Origin of the sequence: Mycobacterium mantenii (assembly GCF_001667865.1) — a bacterium.
In the GTDB taxonomy this organism is placed as follows: domain Bacteria; phylum Actinomycetota; class Actinomycetes; order Mycobacteriales; family Mycobacteriaceae; genus Mycobacterium; species Mycobacterium mantenii_A.
The window spans coordinates 100629-119312 of the sequence record NZ_LZJP01000130.1 but is presented as its reverse complement, the minus strand read 5'-3'; the positions used below and the strand labels follow the sequence as shown (position 1 = coordinate 119312).

Here is an 18684-nt window from a genome sequence, read left to right as displayed (position 1 = left end):
AGCCAAGTCCACCGATCGGAATAGTGTTCTCCAATGGACAGAATGCAATATTTTGTCCGGACAAAACGAGTATTCGATCCCGCCGCGGCGCCCGACGCGTTGGCGGCAGGCGGAAGCAGGTCATGGCCGATCACGAGGATCTCCTTGCGCTCGACGGTCGCATCGTGGTGGTGTCCGGTGCCGGTGGAGGTGGCATCGGTACGACCGTCACCGCGATGACCGCCCGGGCCGGGGCCACGGTGATCGCGGTGAGCCGGTCGAAGGAGAACCTCGACGAGCACATCGCTCCGCTGGCAGCCCAGGGACTGTCCGTGGTGCCCGTCGCCGCCGATGCGTCGACCGACGAGGGCATCGCCGCGGTGATCGACCAGGCGCGCCGCGCCGATGGCAGCTTGTACGGGCTGGTCAACGTTGCCGGCGGCGCCGAGCCGTCGACGTGGATGCCGTCGACCCGGGTGACGCGCAGCGACTGGCGCAAGATCTTCGCCGACAATCTCGAAACGGCATTCTTCATGAGCCAGGCCCTGGCATCCGAACTCGTCGCGCAGCAACAGCGGGGGTCGATCGTGTCGATCTCCTCGATCAGCGGCATGAACACCGCGCCCTTCCACGTCGCCTACGGCACCGCCAAGGCCGCGATCACCGCGATGACCCGGACCATGGCCCTCGAGTTGGCGCTGTCGGGAATTCGGGTGAATGCCGTGGCGCCGGGCGTCACCGAGACGGCGGCCTCGCGCACCTACGTCGACGAGGACCCCGAGCGGGACCGGCAGGCGATCGCGATGGGTCGGCGTGGACGGCCCGAAGAGCAGGCCGGCGCCATCCTTTTTCTGCTCTCGGAAATGTCGAGTTACATCACCGGCCAGACGTTGCTGGTCGACGGCGGGCTGGACCTCAAGTGGAGCCATCTCGCCGCCGACAACACGTCGCTTTTCCTCAAGGACGAATCCTTCCGCGCGGCGATTAGGAGGATGGAATGACCGACCTGGCCAAAGATGCGGTGGCCGAGGAACTTTCGGCACCGATGACGATCGGCGTCGAGGCCTACATCTCCGAGGAGTATGCCCGCGCCGAACGCGACAAGCTGTGGCGCAAAGTCTGGCAGCAGGTCGGGCGCGTCGAGGAGCTGCCGGAGGTGGGCAGTTACCTCACCTACGACATTCTCGACGACTCGATCATCGTGGTCCGCACCGGCAGCAACGAATTTCACGCCCACCACAACGTCTGCATGCACCGCGGCCGCCGGCTGATCGACACCCCCGAGGGGGCGAAGAATGCCTGTGGCCGCGCCCGTAAATCGTTTGTCTGCGGATTTCACGGCTGGACTTACGGTTTGGACGGGGCGTGCACGCATATCCGCGAGCAGCAGGACTGGCAGGACGCGCTGACGCCCGACAACACCCACCTTCGTCCGGTCCGGGTCGATACCTGGGGCGGCTGGTTGTGGATCAACATGGACCCCGACTGCGAGCCGCTGGCCGACTACCTGTTCCCCGCCGCGAAGATCCTCGACCCGTTCGGTTTGGAGGACATGCGCTACAAGTGGCGCAAGTGGCTGTCCTTCGACTGCAACTGGAAGGTCGCGCTGGAGGCCTTCAACGAGACCTACCACGTGTTCACCACGCATCCCGAGTTCAACAAGTTCGGCGAATTCAAGGGCTGGGCCAAGGCGCAGGGCAGGCACAGCAATATCGGCTACGACGCCCCGGACGATCTCGCGGCGACCAAGTCCAAGATCCGCCTCGGCACCGGCGGCGATCCGCGGGTGTCGACCGCGGAGATGCAGATCTACACGATGGAGGAGACCAACACCTCCACCACCGAGACACTGGTGAACGCCGCCAAACGCCTGGTCGACGAGTTGCCCGAGGGGACACCGGCCGACAAGGTCCTCGAGCACTGGCTGGCCTCGGCGCGCCGCGACGACGAGGCGCGCGGCGTGATCTGGCCGACGATTCCGTCCGACATCCTCGGACAGGCCGGCACCGCGTGGCAGATCTTCCCGAACTTCCAGATCGGCCAGGGTCTGACGGTTGCGCTGTGCTACGGAGCGCGGCCGCATCCCAGCTACAACCCGGATAAGTGCATCTTCGAGGTATCGGTCTTCGAGCTGTACCCGAAAGGTCAAGAGCCCCAGACCGAGTGGGAGTACACGCCGGTCGGCGACCCCCGGTGGCGGTCGGTTCTACCGCAGGACTTCTCCAATATGGCCGCCGTGCAGCAGGGCATGAAGTCCCTCGGCTTCCCGGGCACCAGGCCCAATCCGTACCGGGAACGCAGCACGGTCAATCTGCACTACCAACTGTCGAGATACATGGGCACCGGCGAGCCACAGGAGCTTTGAGATAGATGACCCAGTTTGATGGGCGGTCCGAGATCTGCGGGCCCACCGACGTACCGCAGGACGTCGACATCGAAGCGATGCGGGCCAAGTACGCCCGGGAGCGCGAGAAGCGCCTGCGCACCGACGGCGGCGCGCAGTACCTCGAACTCGACGGTGACCTGGCCGATCTCTACGAGGTGGACCCGTACACCCCGGTGGCCGACCGCGCCCCGATCGACGGGGACATCGAGGTGGCCGTCCTCGGCGGCGGGTTCGCCGGATTGTTGTCGGGCGCCTATCTGAAAAAGGCCGGTGTGCAGGATGTTCGGGTCATCGACATGGCCGGGGACTTCGGCGGAGTGTGGTACTGGAACCGCTTCCCGGGCATCCAGTGCGACAACGACGCTTACTGCTACATCCCCATGCTCGAGGAGCTCGACTTCCTGCCGAGCAAGAAGTTCGCCGACGGCGCCGAGATCTTCGCGCACTGCCAGGCCATGGGCAAACACTTCGACCTCTACGACGGCGCGATCTTCTCAACGCAGGTCGAGACCATGCGCTGGGACGAGACGAGCAAGCGCTGGCGACTGATCACCAACCGAGGCGACGACATCCGCGCGCGGTTCGTGGTGATGGCGCAGGGCTCGTACAACAAGCCGAAGCTGCCCGGTATCCCCGGTATCAAGGAGTACCTGGACAGCGGCGGCCACGCGTTCCATTCCGCACGCTGGGACTACGACTACACCGGCGGCGACGCCAACGGCGGCCTGCATAGGCTGGCCGACAAGCGGGTCGCACTCGTCGGCACCGGTGCTACCGGAGTCCAGCTGGTGCCGCATCTCGGCCGGGATGCCAAGCAGCTCTTCGTGTTCCAGCGCACACCTTCGTCGGTGGACATGCGCGCCAACACGCCCACCGACCCGGCCTGGGCGGCGGCCCTGCAGCCCGGTTGGCAGGAGGAGCGCAAGCGCAACTTCCACAACTGGTCACCGTTTGTGGGGGTGGTCTTCGGCGAACCGGATCTGGTGTGCGACTTCTGGACCGAATTGGGCCGCAACATGACCGCCCGGATTGCCGCCAGCCCGGATCCCGCCTCGCTGGGGATCGAGGAGATCATGGCGATCCGGGAGGAGGAGGACTACAAGATCATGGAGCGGCTGCGCCGCCGCGTAGCCGCGCTGGTCGACGACCCCGACACCGCCGAGGCGCTCAAGCCGTACTACCGCTTCATGTGCAAGCGGCCGTGTTCGAGCGAGACGTACCTGCCGGCGTTCAACCTGCCCAACGTGACGTTGGTGGACGTGTCCGAATCCAAGGGAGTGGAACGCCTGACGGAAAATGGCATTGTCGCCAACGGCGTTGAGTACGAGGTCGATTGCGTCGTCTTCGCCAGCGGGTTCGAGATCTCCACGGAGATCAGTCGGCGCTTCGCGGTCGACGTCATCGAGGGCCGAGACGGGCTGTCGCTGTTCGACTACTGGCACGACAGGTACCAGACGCTGCACGGCATGACCACCCGTGGATTCCCCAACCAGTTCTTCACAGGCTTCATCCAGGGCGGCGTCTCGGCCAACACCACCGCGATGTTCGAGCAACAGGCCGAGCACATCGCCTACATCATCGCCGAGGCGAAGAAACGTGGGGCGACTACCGTCGAACCCAGTCAGGAGGGCCAGGACCGTTGGGTCAAAACGGTCGCCGAACTCGCGATCGACAACTCGGCCTTCGAGATGTCCTGCACCCCTGGCTATTACAACAACGAGGGTCAGGGTGGCGCCAAAGACAATGGTGCGTTCCTCGGTGATTTCTACTCGCCGGGCTTCTACGCCTTCGGTGACCTGATCGCCGAGTGGCGCGCCCGGGGTGACCTGGAAGGCCTTGAGCTTTCGTGAGCGGGTTGCGTTTCGACGACCGCGTCGCCGTGGTGACCGGCGCCGGACGCGGGCTGGGTCGTGCGTATGCGCACCTGCTCGCTTCGCGCGGGGCGAAGGTGGTCGTCAACGACGTTGGCGGCAGCCTCGGCGGCGAGGGCGTCGACGCCGGTCCGGCCGAGCAGGTGGCCGGCGAGATCACCGCAACCGGGGGCGAGGCCGTCGCGTGCAGCGCATCCGTCGCGACCCGCGAAGGCGGCGAGGCGATCATCGCGACCGCGCTCGAGTGCTACGGTCGCATCGACGTTCTGGTGCACAACGCCGGCAACGTCCGCCGCGCCTCGCTCAAGGAGATGAGCTACGAGGACTTCGACGCCGTGCTCGACGTGCATCTGCGCGGCGCCTTCAACGTGGTCCGGCCCGCATTTCCGCACATGTGCGCGGCGGGCTACGGCCGCATCGTGCTGACATCATCGATCGGCGGCCTGTACGGAAACCACGACGTGGCCAACTACGCGGCCGCCAAGGCCGGCGTGATCGGACTGTCCAACGTCGCCGCGCTCGAAGGCGCCGCCGAGGGCGTGCGGTGCAACGTGATCGTGCCGGCCGCAGTGACGCGCATGGCGGACGGCATCGATACCTCGGCCTACCCGCCGATGGGCGCGGATCTCGTTGCGCCAGTGGTCGGCTGGCTCGCGCACGAATCCTGCTCGGTGACCGGCGAACTGTTCATCGCGCTGGCGGGTCGCGTGGCCCGGGCGGTCATCGCCGAGAGCCCGGGCGTGTGCCGGCCGTCGTGGACCGTCGAGGACGTCGCCAACCACCTGGATGCGATCCGATACGTGGCGGCACCCCTCATCTTTCCGGCCGTCCCCGACGGACACAACGAGCACATCCGCTACAGCTTCGACCTGGCACGGAGGTCAAACGAACTACATGGCTTGACCGACCAAGGAGCGCTCAATGGCTAGCCCGACGGGCCCGATGGCCGGTGTGCGCGTCATCGACCTGACCGCCATGGTGATGGGACCGTACTGCACGCAGATCATGGCCGACATGGGCGCGGACGTGATCAAAGTCGAACCGCCGCAAGGCGATAACACCCGCTACATCTCGGTGGGTCCGGCGCCGGGCATGAGCGGGGTGTTCGTCAACGTCAACCGGGGCAAGCGCAGCGTCGTGCTCGACCTGCAAACCGACGCCGGAGCCCGCGCGTTGCGCGCTCTCGTCGAGACGGCAGACGTGTTCATCCACTCGATGCGCGCCAAGGCCATCGCCAAACTCGGCTTCAGCTACGACGACGTCGCCGCGATCAATCCCGCTGTCGTCTATACGAATTGCTACGGGTATGGGCGCCGCGGACCCGACCACGATCGCCCCGCCTACGACGACACGATCCAGGCCGAATGCGGCCTGCCCGCGGTGCAACAGCAGTTGACCGGTGAGGCCGATTACGTTGGAACGATCATGGCGGACAAGATCGCCGGCCTGACGGCGCTGTACGCGACGACGATGGCGTTGTTCCACCGCGAGCGCACCGGGCAGGGGCAAGAAGTCGAGGTTGCCATGTTCGAAACCATGGCCTCGTTCATGCTCGTCGAACACGCCAACGGCGCCCTGTTCGACCCGCCCCTGGGTCCCGCGGTGTATCCGCGCACCGTGGCACCCAACCGCCGCCCGTACTGCACCAGCGACGGCCACATCGCCGCGCTGATCTACAACGACAAGCACTGGAACGCTTTCATGAAAGCCGTTCGGCCGCCGTGGGCCAGCGAGCTGTATTCGACGCTGGAACAGCGCGCCCGCGAGATCGACACGGTCTACGGGCTGGTGGCCGAGACCATGAAAGAGCGGTCCACCGCGGAGTGGTTGGAGCTGCTGCGCGAACTCGAGATACCGGCCGCGCCGCTGAACACGCCCGGCGCGCTTTTCGACGATCCGCATCTCAACGCCGTCGGCATGTTCGAGACGGTCGACAGCCCACACGGACCGGTGCGCTTCCCCGGCGTACCCACCTGGTTCTCCCAAACACCGGGCCGCGTGGCGGGGCCGGCGCCCGAGCTCGGCGCCCACACCGCGGCGGTGCTCGACGAGCTGGGGCTGGCCGTCGACGTGAACCCCGGATAACACTCGCTTATCGAAACCTATTGTCAGTAAAGGAGTTTCCCACCATGGCCGTGCCCGTTTACAAGCGCATCCTCGACCTTTTCGAGGCCGAGGGCGTGAACACGCTGTTCGGCATCCCCGATCCCAACTTCGTGCACATGTTCGCCGAGGCCGACGCCCGCGGGTGGTCGGTGGTTGCACCGCACCACGAACTGAGCGCGGGTTTCATGGCCGAGGCGGCATCGCGGATGACGGGAAAGCCGGGGCTGTGCATCGGCACGCTCGGCCCGGGCATGGCCAACATCGCCGGCGCGATCCAGTGCGCGCTTGTGGAGAACTCGCCGGTGATTTTTCTCGGCGGCCAGCGCGCCCGCATCACCGAGCGCCGGGTCCGGCGTGGACGCATCCAATTCGTCCGTCAGGAACCACTTTTCGCCTCGTCCGTCAAGTACAGCGCCTCGATCGAATACGCCGACCAGACCGACGAGATCGTCCACGAGGCCATTCGCCGCGCGATGTCCGGCACGCCCGGCCCGGCCTACATCGAGTACCCGTCGCACGTCATCCTGGAGGAACTCGACGTCGCCGAGGCGCCGAGCCCGTCGGCCTACCGGCTGGTCAACCAGGGCGCCGGTACCCGCGAGGTGGCCGCAGCGGTAAAGCTGATCCGCGAGGCCAAGAGCCCGGTCCTGTTGGTCGGCCACGGCGTGCACACCTCCCGGACCCAACAGGAGGTCAAGGAACTGGCCGAGCTGATGGCCTGCCCGGTGATCCAAACCTCCGGCGGCACCTCGTACATCCCGGGACTGCAGGACCGCACGTTCCCCTACTTGTTCTCCCCGGCAGCCAACGAGGCCGTCGAGGAATCCGACCTGTGCGTCGCGCTCGGCACCGAACTCGGCGAGCCCATGCACTACGGTCGGACCCAGCATTGGGCGGGCAACGATGCGAACCGCAAATGGGTGTACGTCGAGCAGGACCCAGCCGCCATCGGTGTCAACCGCCGCTTCGACGTGGCGCTGGTCGGCGATCTGCGCGGTGTCGTGCCGCAGCTGGTCTCCGCACTCAAGGATTCGCCGCGTCAACCCGCACCCACGCTGCAGGCCCTGATCGAAAAGGATGCGAAAGAGCTTGCGGACATGGCGGAATCGGCGCCGTCTGGGCGCTCGCCGATCCACCCGGCGCGCTACGTCGTCGAGGCGACCAAGGCGTTCAACGAACTCGAGGATGGCATCCTGGTGCGCGACGGCGGCGCGACCGTGATCTTCGGTTGGACCTACTCGCAGTCCAAGCCGCGCGACGTCATCTGGAATCAGAACTTCGGCCACCTCGGCACCGGGTTGCCGTACGCAGTCGGGGCGTCGGTCGCCGAGGGTGGTAAGCGGCCGGTGATGCTGCTGACCAGCGATTCCGCATTCCTTTTCCATATCGCCGAGTTGGAAACCGCTGCGCGGCAAAACCTTCCGCTGGTGTGCGTGGTGGGCGTCGACCACCAGTGGGGCTTGGAAGTGGGCGTGTACAAACGCACCTTCTCCCAGCCGTCGCCGCAGCCGGGCGTGCACTGGAGCAAGGACGTGCGGATGGACAAGGTCGCCGAGGGCTTCGGTTGCCACGGTGAGTACGTCGAGAAGGAAGAAGAGATCGGCCCGGCGATCGCTCGCGCCTACTCCAGTGGCAAAGTCGGTGTAGTGCACGTGTGCATCGACCCCAAGGCCAACTCCGAGGAGATGCCCAAGTACGACCGATTCCGGACCTGGTATGCCGAAGGCACTCAGTAAGAAAGGGACCGATGTCATGCGCGAATACCTGAAGTTCTACATCGACGGCCGTTGGGTCGACCCGGTGCGGCCCAACTCCTTTGACGTCGAGAACCCGGCGACCGAACAGGTTTCCGGGAAGATCTCGCTGGGCTCGGCCGCCGACGTCGACGTGGCGGTCACGGCGGCCCGGCGGGCCTTCGCCGACTGGTCGCAGAGCACCCGCGAACAGCGCCTGGACCTGCTGCAGTCCATCCTCACCGAATACCAGAAGCGTGCCGACGATCTCGCCGAAGCGGTCACCGAGGAAATCGGCGCGCCGCCCTCGCTGGCCGCGGGACCGCAGGTCTTTCTCGGCATCGGTCACCTGACCACGGCCATCGACGTGCTGAAGAACTTCTCGTTCTCCGAGCAACGGGGGGCGACCCTGATCGCCAAGGAGCCGATCGGCGTCTGCGGTTTGATCACGCCCTGGAACTGGCCGATCAACCAGGTCGCAGTCAAGGTCTACCCGGCGTTGGCGACCGGCTGCACCGTCATCCTCAAACCCTCTGAGGTCGCACCGTATTCGCCCTACATCTTCGCCGAGATCCTGGACGCCGCGGGCGTGCCGGCCGGGGTGTTCAACCTGATCAACGGCGACGGTCCGGGCGTGGGTGTGGCCCTGGCGAGCCACCCCGACATCGACATGGTGTCGTTCACCGGATCCACCCGCGCCGGGGTCGAGGTGGCCAGGAATGCGGCCTCGACCGTGAAGCGGGTCACCCAGGAGCTCGGCGGCAAGAGCCCCAACATCGTGCTCGACGACGATGGCTTCGCCGACAGCGTCCGCGCCGGCGTGGCCAACATGATGCCCAATTCGGGGCAGAGCTGTAACGCGCCGTCGCGCATGCTGGTCCCGAATTCCCGGATGGACGAGGCCATTAGCATCGCGCGGGAGGTCGCCGAACAAGTCGAGGTGGGCAGCGCCGATCCGAAGGCGATTGGGCCGGTGGCGTCGAGGGCACAGTTCGAGAAGGTGCAACGCCTGATCCAGCAGGGCGTGGACGAGGGTGCGACCGTGGTGGCGGGAGGCCCGGGCCGGCCGGCGGGCCTGGACACGGGCTACTACGTCAAACCGACCGTGTTCGCGCACGTCGCCAACGACATGACGATCGCGCGCGAGGAGATCTTCGGGCCGGTGCTGTGCATCCTCGGCTATGACGACATCGACCAAGCCGTCGAGATCGCCAACGACACCGAATACGGCCTGGCCGGGTACGTTTCGGGAGCCGACCTCGACAAGGCGCGTGAGGTCGCCCGCAAGATCCGCGCGGGATGGGTGACGATCAACCACGCATTCGACCTGAACGCGCCGTTCGGCGGCTACAAGTGCAGCGGCAACGGCCGCGAATGGAGCGACTTCGGCTTCGACGAGTACCTGGAAACCAAGAGCACGCTGGGCTACGCGCCGAACAAGGCCTGACGCGGCAGGGGTGAAATCCGAACGCAGCGAGGCCGAAATGCCGTCGCGTGTCCTCCACTGAATTCTGCGCGCCCGCCTCTAGGCTGGCTTGCTGAACTCAACAGGAGGGGCAGCGACGTATCGGCATCAACCATGGCGCCGGGCGAGATGGTAAGTACGGCGCGCTGACAGCAAGCACAGAGCCGGGCGGGTCTCACCCCGCGCCGGCTCGTCGTACTCGGCCCCGATGGGTCGCCCCCGTGCGCCGGGTCGGCCGACTGGCGATCTGGGACCGGCCGGAACGGGCCAGCGGAATCCCCGCACTCGACGGACTGCGCGCGATCGCGGTTGCGCTGGTGCTCATCGGACACGGCGGCATCCCCGGAGTCAGCGGCGGATTCATCGGCGTCGACGTCTTTTTCGTCCTCAGCGGATTCCTGATCACCTCTCTGCTGCTGGACGAACTGGGACGCACCGGTCGTATCGAGTTGACCGGCTTCTGGATTCGGCGCGCGCGGCGGCTGCTGCCGGCACTGGTGCTGATGGTGCTCACCGTCGCCGCGGCGCGCCAGCTGTTGCCCGACCGGTCGCTGACGGGGCTGCGCGACGACGCCATCGCGGCGTTCGTGTGGATGGCGAACTGGCGGTTCGTCGCCCAGAAAACCGACTACTTCACCCAAGGCGCACCGCCCTCACCGCTGCAGCACACCTGGTCACTCGGGGTGGAGGAGCAGTACTACTTCGTCTGGCCGGTGCTGCTCATCGCGGTCACCCTGCTGCTCGCCGCCCGCGCGCGGCGCCGCTCGACCCGGGCCACCGTCGGTGGTGTGCGTTTCGCCACTTTCCTGATAGCCACCGTGGGCGCACTGGCTTCCGCGGCGGGTGCCATCGTCATGACGTCCGACGCCACCCGCGACCGCATCTACTTCGGCACCGACACCCGCGCGCAGGCGTTGCTGGTGGGCGCCGCGTCGGCCGCGCTGCTCGTTCGGGACTGGCCGTCGATGAACCGCGGCTGGTGCATGCTCCGCTCGCGTTGGGGGCGCCGGGTCGCCCGGATTCTGCCGGTGCTGGGTTTGGCGGGGCTGGCGGCGGCGACGCACTACGCCACCGGCGCCAGCGGCGAGTTCCGCCACGGCTTGCTGATCGGGGTCGCGGTCGCGGCCGTGATCGTGATCGCACCGGTCGCGGTGGAGCAGCGCGGGCTCGTCGCCCGCGCGCTCGCGTTGCGCCCGCTGGTGTATCTGGGGACCATCTCCTACGGCGTCTACCTGTGGCACTGGCCAATCTTTCTGGCGCTCAACGGCGAACGCACCGGGTGGTCCGGGCTGCCGTTGTTCGCCGCACGGTGCGGCGCCACGCTGGCGGTGGCCGCGGTGTCGTATTGGCTGCTCGAACAACCCATCCGGCGCTGGCGGCCGGCGCGGGTGCCGCTGCTGCCGCTGGCGGCAGCGACCGTGGCCAGCGCCGCCGCGGTGACGCTGCTGGTGGTCCCGGTGGGGACCGGGCCCGGTCTGCGCGAGGTCGGCCTGCCGCCCGGAGTCTCCGCGGTGGCGGCGGTCTCGCCGTCGCCGCCCGGGGCGAGCCGGCCCCGAGATGCCAACCGGCCTTTCACGGTCTCGGTATTCGGTGATTCGATCGGGTGGACCTGGATGCACTACCTGCCTCCGACGCCAGGGTTCACGTTCCTCGACCACACCGTCATCGGCTGCAGCCTGGTGCGTGGCACGCCGTATCGCTACATCGGCCAGACTCTGGAGCAGCGATCCGAATGCGACGGCTGGCCGATCCGCTGGTCGAGGCAGGTCAGTCAGGACCAGCCGGACGTCGCGCTGCTGGTCATCGGCCGCTGGGAGACGGTGGACCGGGTCAACGAGGGCCAGTGGACCCACATCGGTGACCCGACCTTCGACGCCTACCTCAACGGTGAGCTCGAACGGGCACTGACCATCGTGGGTGCGACCGGCGTCCACGTGGTGGTCGCCACCGTCCCCTACAGCCGGGGCGGTGAAAAGCCGGACGGCCGGCTGTATCCGGAGGACCAGCCGGATCGGGTCAATCTGTGGAACACCATGTTACGCAAGACCGTCAGCCACCACCCGAACGTCGCGATCCTCGACCTGAACAAGAAGCTGTGCCCCGACGGTGTCTATACCGCCAAGGTCGACGGCATCAAGGTGCGCAGCGACGGTGTGCACCTCACCCCCGAAGGGGTGAAGTGGCTGACTCCTTGGCTCGAGGAATCGCTGAGATAGGCCCTAACCGCCTGTGCGGCAGCTGATCTCCATGCTGTCGCTGTCGCGAACCTGGAAGTTGAAGCTCACGTAGCCGTTATCGGGGTTGCGCACCCGGTCCAGATAGGGCGCCATGTCGGCTGAGCTGGCGTTGTCGGCGATGACCAGCACGCCGGGCGACAGCCGCGGCTCCAGCAGCTCGAGCACGGGTAAGTACAAGTCTTTCCAGCCGTCGAGCAATACGAAATCGACCGGCCCGGGCAGGTCCGCCAGCGTGGACAGCGCGTCGCCTTCGAGGATGGTGATGACGTCGTCGAGGCCGGTCTCGGCGAACGTCTGCTTGGCGGCGGCGATCTTGGTGTCGCTCAGCTCGGTGGTCACCACCCGGCCGGTGCCGTTGTCGCGCACCGCGGCGGCCAGGTGCACGGCGGAAATGCCGAAAGACATACCGAATTCGACGACGGTCGCCGGGCGGGTGGCCCGCACCAGCGAATACAACAACCGGCCGGCCTCCGGTGTCACCGGAATGTAGAACTCGCTCATCGCGTCGGCCCGCTCCTGCGCGGTCATCGGCCGATCGAACGTGCCGCGCCGCTCGCGCAGCAGCGACATCTGGTTTTTCGACTCGGCGTACATGCGGTCGAGCGTCGACGCGACCCGGGAATCCTGCAACGTTGTGGTCATGGCATCGAGCCTAGGCTTCCGGGCTGAGCGGGCCCTGGGAGACGGGCGGCGGCATCAGGGATGCGTAAAGCCGGTTTGACGAGCTCCTGACCTCGGTGTCAATATGGACCCCGCAAGCACCTCGGTAGGTGAGGCGTCTGCATGGACACAGGCCACTGACCCCGAACGTCGAGAGACGCCCCGGGTCAGGACAGCTCTTCCCGGACCCAAGGGTTGAGCCCAAGTGGCTTCTGGAACGTTCCGGATACGCCGTGCAGTGCCGAAGCTCCGACGAGAGGGGTGCGGCCCGCGGCATGTGCCGTGGGTCATTCCTGCCTCTTTCGTTCAGGTGAATGTGGTGACACCCGCGTGTGTCTTGGCCGTGAGGAGGTGAGGGCGAGATGAGTCCCGGCGATAGTCCCTATCCGAAATCCGTCTTGCCCCGATCCGGTTCCGGCATTTCCCGCACCGCCTGACCTCGCCGGTCCCGCGCTGCTGACACGCTATGCCGACACCGATCGGGCCTCCGCCAGGAGAAGCTCATGGCTTTTGTTGTTACACACCGTTTTTCTGTTGCTTCCAGGATGCGCGGACGGTCGATGCTGCGCGCAGGCCGGTTGTTGGCCAACAGGTTTCACCTGCGGGCCGGCCTGACCCCGCAGGAGCGGGCCAACCTGTACGTCTCGAGGATGCCGATCGCGGTGGTCACCGCGTCGCTGGGTGGGCACGCCTCGGGTACCGACAGCAACCACCGCTGAGCCGTTCCGCACTCGGCGGCGGGCGTCGCTGGGCCTCCCCAGCGCCGCCCGTCGCCGTCGTCATCATCAAGAATCGTGCGGGTTGGGGTTGTGGGTCCGGCCACCTCATTGTGAGTCGGTAGGCAGCAGAACGATTTTCCCGTGGGTGTGTCGTTGCTCGAGCTCGGTGTAAGCGTCGGCGACCCGGTCCAGCGGGTAGGTTGCGGCGATGTCGAATTCGATGGCGCCGGACGCGATCAGGTCGGCCATCTCGGCGAGCACCTCGGGTGTCGAGGCATCCATGCTGCCCTCGGTCTTGGCGCCGACCTCGCCCGCCTTCTGGAAGGAGATGATCGTCTCGATCCGTTCGGGCGCCACACCGAGGTCGACGGCGAGCTGGAGGTAGTCCGGGCCGAACAGGTCGATGAACGCGTCGATTCCGTCCGGCGCCGCCTCACGCAGCCGCCCGGCGAGCCCGTCGCCGTAGGCGATCGGGACGACGCCGTGCGCGCGTAGCCAGTCGGCGTTGCCCGGCCCCGCGATGCCCAGCACCCGCGCCTTGCGCAACACCAGAAGCTGCACGACCAGGCTGCCCACCCCGCCCGCAGCGGCCGACACGGCAACCGTCTCACCCGGTTGAGGCGCCACCGCGCGGACGGCCGCGTAGGCGGTCACACCGGCGACATAGAGCGAACCCGCTGCCGCCCAACCGAGTTGGGCGGGCTTGTGGATCAATTGGCCGACCGGAACCGCGGTGTGGGTGGCGTGGCTGGACCGGCGCAGGCTGAACCCCAGGACCTCATCGCCGACCGAGAACTCGGTGACCCCGGGCGCCACCGCGGTGACGACGCCGGCCAGATCACTGCCCTCACCGGAGGGGAAGGTGGCCGGGAACATCTCGTGCATCGCCCCCACCCGGATGCCGGCCTCACCGGGGTTTATGCCCGCGGCGCGCACTTCGACGACCACCTCATCCGGCCCGGGGGACGGCATCTCGATGTCCGCCACGTACAGGACCTCGGGTCCCCCGTACCGGTCGAACCGTACCGCGCGCGCCGCTGCAGCCCTCATACCAATTGCCTTCCGCGCGAGGATGCTGTCACCACGCCAGCATAGGCGCGTCAAATTGCTACCCACCGGGGGCGCGGTGGGCATATGTTCGTAGCACGCCTGGTTCACACCAGCATTTCGCCGGCGGCGTCGGGAGCCGCGGCGATAGCCGGATACCGATGACACGTGGAAGGAACATGCGTGGAGGTTGATCGGATCGGCATGGCCGGCTGGGCCGTTGTCGTCGTCGTGGTCGGCGCCGCGAACGCCGGATGCGGCAGCGCCGACAGAACCCCGCCGTCATCGGCGCCGGCGTCGAGCACCGCCGCGTCGACCAGTTCGAGCGTGGTCACCGGCCCGCCGTCGGGCCAACCCTCGGACTACGGCTTCTTGTTGATCAAGCCGAACGACGTCGGGGGCGGCCTCACGGCGCCGCAGTCGCCGATGCTCAATCCCAACAACGCGCCGGGGGTCGCCCAGCTGTTCGCCAACGCCGACAGCAGCCGTCGGCTGTGGGACACCATCGTGGTCGCGGCGGATCCGTCGTCGGCTGCCGCCGAATTGGCCACCACCCAAAGCAGTTACAACGGCAAGGTGAGCGGGAGCTGGCAACCGCTCGCAGTCGGCGCCAACGGGAGGATCATCTCGGGCACCTCCCCGGACAACTCCCAAGCGATGACGGTCCTGGTCTTTACCGAGGGCAAGGCGCTGGTCACCCTGGAATTCGACAGCGCGCCCAACGACCCGATCGATCCGGCGTTCGCGCTCGACGTCGGCCGCAAGCAGGATGCGGCGATCAAGAACGGGCTGCCCGGCTAGCTCCTCGTGATTACACCAGGCCCAGCAAGCGCAGATCCGCGACATACTTGTCGATCAACGCCGCCGACAGATGCGGAATGTCGTCCTCTGCACCGATTTTCGCCGCCCGCACGGCGCCGCGGAAGACCTCGGTGGGGGCGGGCGCGCCGCGCAGCGGTGTCTCGGGTTTGCGGTAGGCGTCCAGCAGCGGCAACACCGAATGCTGGCGCTGTTTGTCCGGCAGGGCACGCAGGGCCGTGGCAAACCGGCTCAGCCATTCGTCGTAGTCGTCGATGCGCCTGATGTCGTGCCCGGCGGCGATCAACCAGTCGACGAACACATCCAGCGAGACGCCGTCATCGTGCGGGTTCATCACGTCGAAGGAGCGGTAAGCTCCGGAATTCTCAGCGGCCGTGGCGATCTGGGCACCGAGCGTGGTCACCGCTTCGGCCACGAAGTCGGCGGGCAGCCCGTCGTAGTGGGCCACCGACCGGTTTCCCTGCGGATCGGTCTGATAGAAGGACGCCGGTGCGATCCCGGTGGTCAGCAGGCTGAATATCAAGCGGGTGAATGCATCTGGAACGTTCAGCTGCCCGGCGTACCGGCTGTGCGCCAGGATCATGTCGGACCGGAACACCGCGACCGGCAATCCGCACAGGTCGTGGGCCTCGCGCAGCAACACCTCACCGGCCCACTTGCTGTTCGCGTACCCGTTCGCATAGCTGTCATCGACCGGCCGCAGCGCGCTGACGCTGCGGATGTCGCCGTCCTCGGCGAACGCGGCGGGATCGACCGACAGGGCCACCGCGACGGTCGACATATACGTGACGGGCTTGATCCGTGTCGTCATCGCCAGGCGAATCAGCTCGGCGGTGCCCACGACATTGGGGCCGAAGAGTTGGTCGTAGGGCAACACGTGGTTGACCAGTGCGGCCGGGTGCACGATCAGATCCACCTCCCGTGTGAGGCGTTCCCAGATCAGCTGGTCCAAGCCAAGATTCGGCTCGCCGATATCGCCGACGATGACCTCGAGGTGGTCGGCGGCCAGCGTGTGGAACCGCTCCAGCAGTTGTGGATCCCCGCTGTCGAACACCGCTTCCAATCTTTTGGTGGCGGCCCCGATATCCGCGGCACGGATGATGGAGATGAGTTTCCCACCGGTCTCGGCGAGCCTTTCCAGCCACTCCAGAATCAGGAAACGTCCGAGGTAGCCGTTGGCGCCGGTGAGCAGCACGGTGCGCGGTGCGCCGGTCGCGCGCGGCAGCGCGGGGGCCGCGGCCAGGTCGGCCGCGTCGATGAACTTGTCCAACGTGAGATCCGCCGCGCGGACCTGCGTCGCCCCGCGTCCGTGCACCGTTGCGAAAGTGGGCCGTCGCGACCCGGACTCACGCTCGGACTCGACGTATTCCGCCAGCTGGCCCAGATCGGTTGCCGGGCCGGTGATCATTCCCACCGGCACGTCGACGCCGAAGATGTCGTGCAGCAAGTTGGAAAAGGTCAGCGCCGACAGGGAATCACCGCCGAGTTCGATGAAAAGGGCGCCCGGCCCGGGCGGACCGACGGCCAGGCCCAGCAGCGCCTCTGCGGCCCGGGTGAGGGTGAAGATCACCGGGTGGTCCGCCGCGCCCTCGCGCAAGGCACGCAACTCGGTGACCCGGTTTTCGGCCAGCTCCATGTATAGCTGTTCGAGCCGAGCGCCGTAGTGTTCCTTGAGTTTTGGCCGCAGCAGCTTTCCCACCCCGGAGAGCAGACCGTTGTCCTCGCTGAACGCCTCGGTCTCGACCAGGAAGTCGACGGGCACCTCGTAGGACTGCAGATCGGCGAGTTTGGCTGACTGGCGCAGGGATTCGCCAAGCGCGGCCTTCAGCCCGTCGAGGTCGCCGGTGTGTTTCGCCGCGGCATCGTCGGTCGGGACGACAACCGCCAACAGATAGGGTCGTTCGCTGTTGCCGTAGACGAAGATCTGGCGCACCAGGGCCGCACTGGAGAACACCGCCTCCAGGCGCGCCACGGCGACGAACTCACCCTGGGCCAACTTCAGGACGTTGTTGCGGCGGTCGACATACGCGAGTCGGCCCGGCTCAAGCTCGGCCATCACGTCACCGGTGCGGTAGTAGCCGTCGGGATCGAAAGCCTTGGCGGTGACGTCAGGTCGTTTGAAGTATCCGGGCGTGGCGGTGAGAGATTTCACCAGCAATTCGCCTCGAGGATAAGGCTTGTCGGTGAGGAAATAGCCCAACTCGGGAACATCGAGAAGCTCGTAGTCCAGCACCGGGGGCTGGGTGATCCGACCGTCCTTGGTCACCATGCCGACCTCCGTCAGGCCGTAACCGTCCAGAACGTGTACGTCCAAACAGGTTTCGATGAAGCTTCGCATCTCCGCCGCGAGGGGTGCCGTGCCACAGAAGGCTGTCACGATGCGTCCACCGAGGACCTGCTCGCGCAGCTCGGCTTGTGCCTGCGCCTCGGCGATGGCGGTATCAGTACCCGAAACCTCGAGTCGATCGACGGCACTTTGGTACCGCTGGTACAGCATCTCGGCTACCCGCGGCACCAGCCCCAATTCGGTGGGGCGCACCAGGTTCCAGTCTTCGAACAGGGTCGACAGGTCGCTTTCCGGGACGAAATAACTGGTTCCACCTGCCTGGAACGCCGTCGACAGCGGGATCCGGCCGCCCAGGTGATTCAGCGGCATGAAATTCACGTTGATCACCGGAGTGTCCGCGAAGTCGGGCATCAGTTCGGTGGTCCACAGCTTGGACAGCATCCGCTCGGTGTACATCGCGCCCTTGGGCAACCCGGTGCTGCCCGACGTGTACATGATCATGGCCAGCCGCTCGTCGGTGTCGCCGGTGAACATCGGCTCCGGCGGCAGGCTTCGCCCGCGTTCGATCACCTCATCGAGCGTCTCGATGGTCACAGCAATACCGGCACTCGCCAGCTTCGCCTGCGCGCGTTCAACGGCCTCGCGTTGCTCGTCGACCTCGGGCTGGTAGTCGAAAACCACGACCCGCCGCAACGACGAGCTACCCAGCGCCGCTTCGATGGCGAGGTCGAGATACCCCACGCCGGCCGCCAAAATCGATGGCTCTACCTCCTCGACGATCGGCGTCAGTCGTGACACCGTCGTGTTGTGCTGCAGCGGCACGGCCACGAGCCCAAGGTAGGCGCAGACCAGATCGACGGTGAGGTACTCGGCGCTCGAGAAACCGACGGTGGCGACGAAGTCGCCGGGCGCAACGGGATTGGTGGCGTCGTGTCGCCAGGCGCCGGCGATGGCGCGGACGTTGGCCCACAGTTCGCGATAGGTCATGGTGTCGAATCGGGGCAGCAGCAACGCGCTGGTGCGGCCGGTGGCGGGGTCGGTGCTCAAAGAGCGGGCGCGCCAGCCGAGTGCGGGGCGATCGGCGTAGCCCTCGGCAAAGAGTTCGAGGATCCGCGGGAGTCGAAGGCCGGGCTCACGTGCCGCGCGCTGCAAGCCGGAATCTGGCCTGGCGGCACGGAACTCGCCATCGTGGGCGTTCAGCTCGCGAATGCGTTCGGCCACCTGTTGCCGCGTCGCGCTGATCGGCCCTGTAGAGCTAACTTTCGTGCGCTTCGCGTCATCGGTCATGGCCCGCCTCTCGTTCAGATCTGTCGTTCTACCTGAACGACCCCCCGCGGGTCAGGCTTCCGTTCAACGGACGTGACGGTTGTCACAA

At 66.7% G+C, this 18684-nt stretch carries 13 protein-coding genes and 1 riboswitch; of the genes, 10 read left to right on the top strand and 3 right to left on the bottom strand.

The window, feature by feature from the left end:
• The first annotated feature begins 122 nt into the window (after positions 1–122).
• The 8 genes from A5688_RS25785 to A5688_RS25750 all read left to right on the top strand — a co-directional run bounded on the left by A5688_RS25785 (position 123) and on the right by A5688_RS25750 (position 11756).
• Complete coding sequence (locus A5688_RS25785; protein WP_067826920.1) at positions 123–980, top strand: SDR family NAD(P)-dependent oxidoreductase; 858 nt, start codon at positions 123–125, stop codon at positions 978–980.
• A complete protein-coding gene (locus tag A5688_RS25780; protein ID WP_067913903.1) occupies positions 977–2344 on the top strand; it encodes an aromatic ring-hydroxylating oxygenase subunit alpha in 1368 nt (455 codons plus the stop codon). Before A5688_RS25785 ends, A5688_RS25780 begins: the two co-directional genes overlap by 4 nt.
• A 5-nt stretch (positions 2345–2349) precedes the next feature.
• Entirely contained in the window at positions 2350–4215 is a 1866-nt protein-coding gene (locus A5688_RS25775; RefSeq protein ID WP_067913906.1) for a flavin-containing monooxygenase, read from the top strand.
• On the top strand, positions 4212–5165 hold the full coding sequence (locus tag A5688_RS25770; protein ID WP_067826929.1) for an SDR family NAD(P)-dependent oxidoreductase: 954 nt from the start codon (positions 4212–4214) through the stop codon (positions 5163–5165). The genes A5688_RS25775 and A5688_RS25770 overlap by 4 nt, the downstream gene beginning before the upstream one ends.
• 13 nt (positions 5166–5178) lie before the next feature.
• On the top strand, positions 5179–6321 hold the full coding sequence (locus A5688_RS25765; RefSeq protein ID WP_067913909.1) for a CaiB/BaiF CoA transferase family protein: 1143 nt from the start codon (positions 5179–5181) through the stop codon (positions 6319–6321).
• Between the two features lie 44 nt (positions 6322–6365).
• Entirely contained in the window at positions 6366–8078 is a 1713-nt protein-coding gene (locus A5688_RS25760) for a thiamine pyrophosphate-binding protein (RefSeq protein WP_067913912.1), read from the top strand.
• Positions 8079–8094: 16 nt separating this feature from the next.
• Positions 8095–9522, top strand: coding sequence for an aldehyde dehydrogenase family protein (locus tag A5688_RS25755; protein ID WP_067913915.1), 1428 nt, complete (start codon positions 8095–8097; stop codon positions 9520–9522).
• Positions 9523–9761: 239 nt separating this feature from the next.
• Positions 9762–11756: an acyltransferase family protein gene (locus tag A5688_RS25750; protein ID WP_067913918.1), complete on the top strand. Its 1995-nt coding sequence runs from the start codon at positions 9762–9764 to the stop codon at positions 11754–11756.
• A gap of 3 nt (positions 11757–11759) precedes the next feature.
• Here the strand turns inward: A5688_RS25750 and A5688_RS25745 are convergent, their stop codons facing one another.
• On the bottom strand, positions 11760–12419 hold the full coding sequence (locus tag A5688_RS25745; protein WP_067826951.1) for an O-methyltransferase: 660 nt from the start codon (positions 12417–12419) through the stop codon (positions 11760–11762).
• 113 nt (positions 12420–12532) lie between these two features.
• Positions 12533–12705: riboswitch (M-box (ykoK) riboswitch) on the top strand.
• Between the two features lie 292 nt (positions 12706–12997).
• On the opposite strand from A5688_RS25745, the gene A5688_RS27860 reads away from it, so the two are divergent.
• The gene (locus A5688_RS27860) at positions 12998–13156 is read left to right on the top strand and encodes a hypothetical protein (protein WP_165607506.1); all 159 of its coding nucleotides are present in this window, start codon (positions 12998–13000) and stop codon (positions 13154–13156) included.
• Positions 13157–13261: 105 nt separating this feature from the next.
• Here the strand turns inward: A5688_RS27860 and A5688_RS25740 are convergent, their stop codons facing one another.
• Positions 13262–14206, bottom strand: coding sequence for an NADP-dependent oxidoreductase (locus A5688_RS25740; protein WP_067913932.1), 945 nt, complete (start codon positions 14204–14206; stop codon positions 13262–13264).
• Positions 14207–14386: 180 nt separating this feature from the next.
• On the opposite strand from A5688_RS25740, the gene A5688_RS25735 reads away from it, so the two are divergent.
• Positions 14387–15004: a hypothetical protein gene (locus A5688_RS25735; protein WP_120312605.1), complete on the top strand. Its 618-nt coding sequence runs from the start codon at positions 14387–14389 to the stop codon at positions 15002–15004.
• A gap of 10 nt (positions 15005–15014) precedes the next feature.
• Here A5688_RS25735 and car read toward each other — a convergent pair whose 3' ends face one another.
• On the bottom strand, positions 15015–18596 hold the full coding sequence (car, locus tag A5688_RS25730; protein ID WP_068268307.1) for a carboxylic acid reductase: 3582 nt from the start codon (positions 18594–18596) through the stop codon (positions 15015–15017).
• Between the last annotated feature and the right edge of the window lie 88 nt (positions 18597–18684).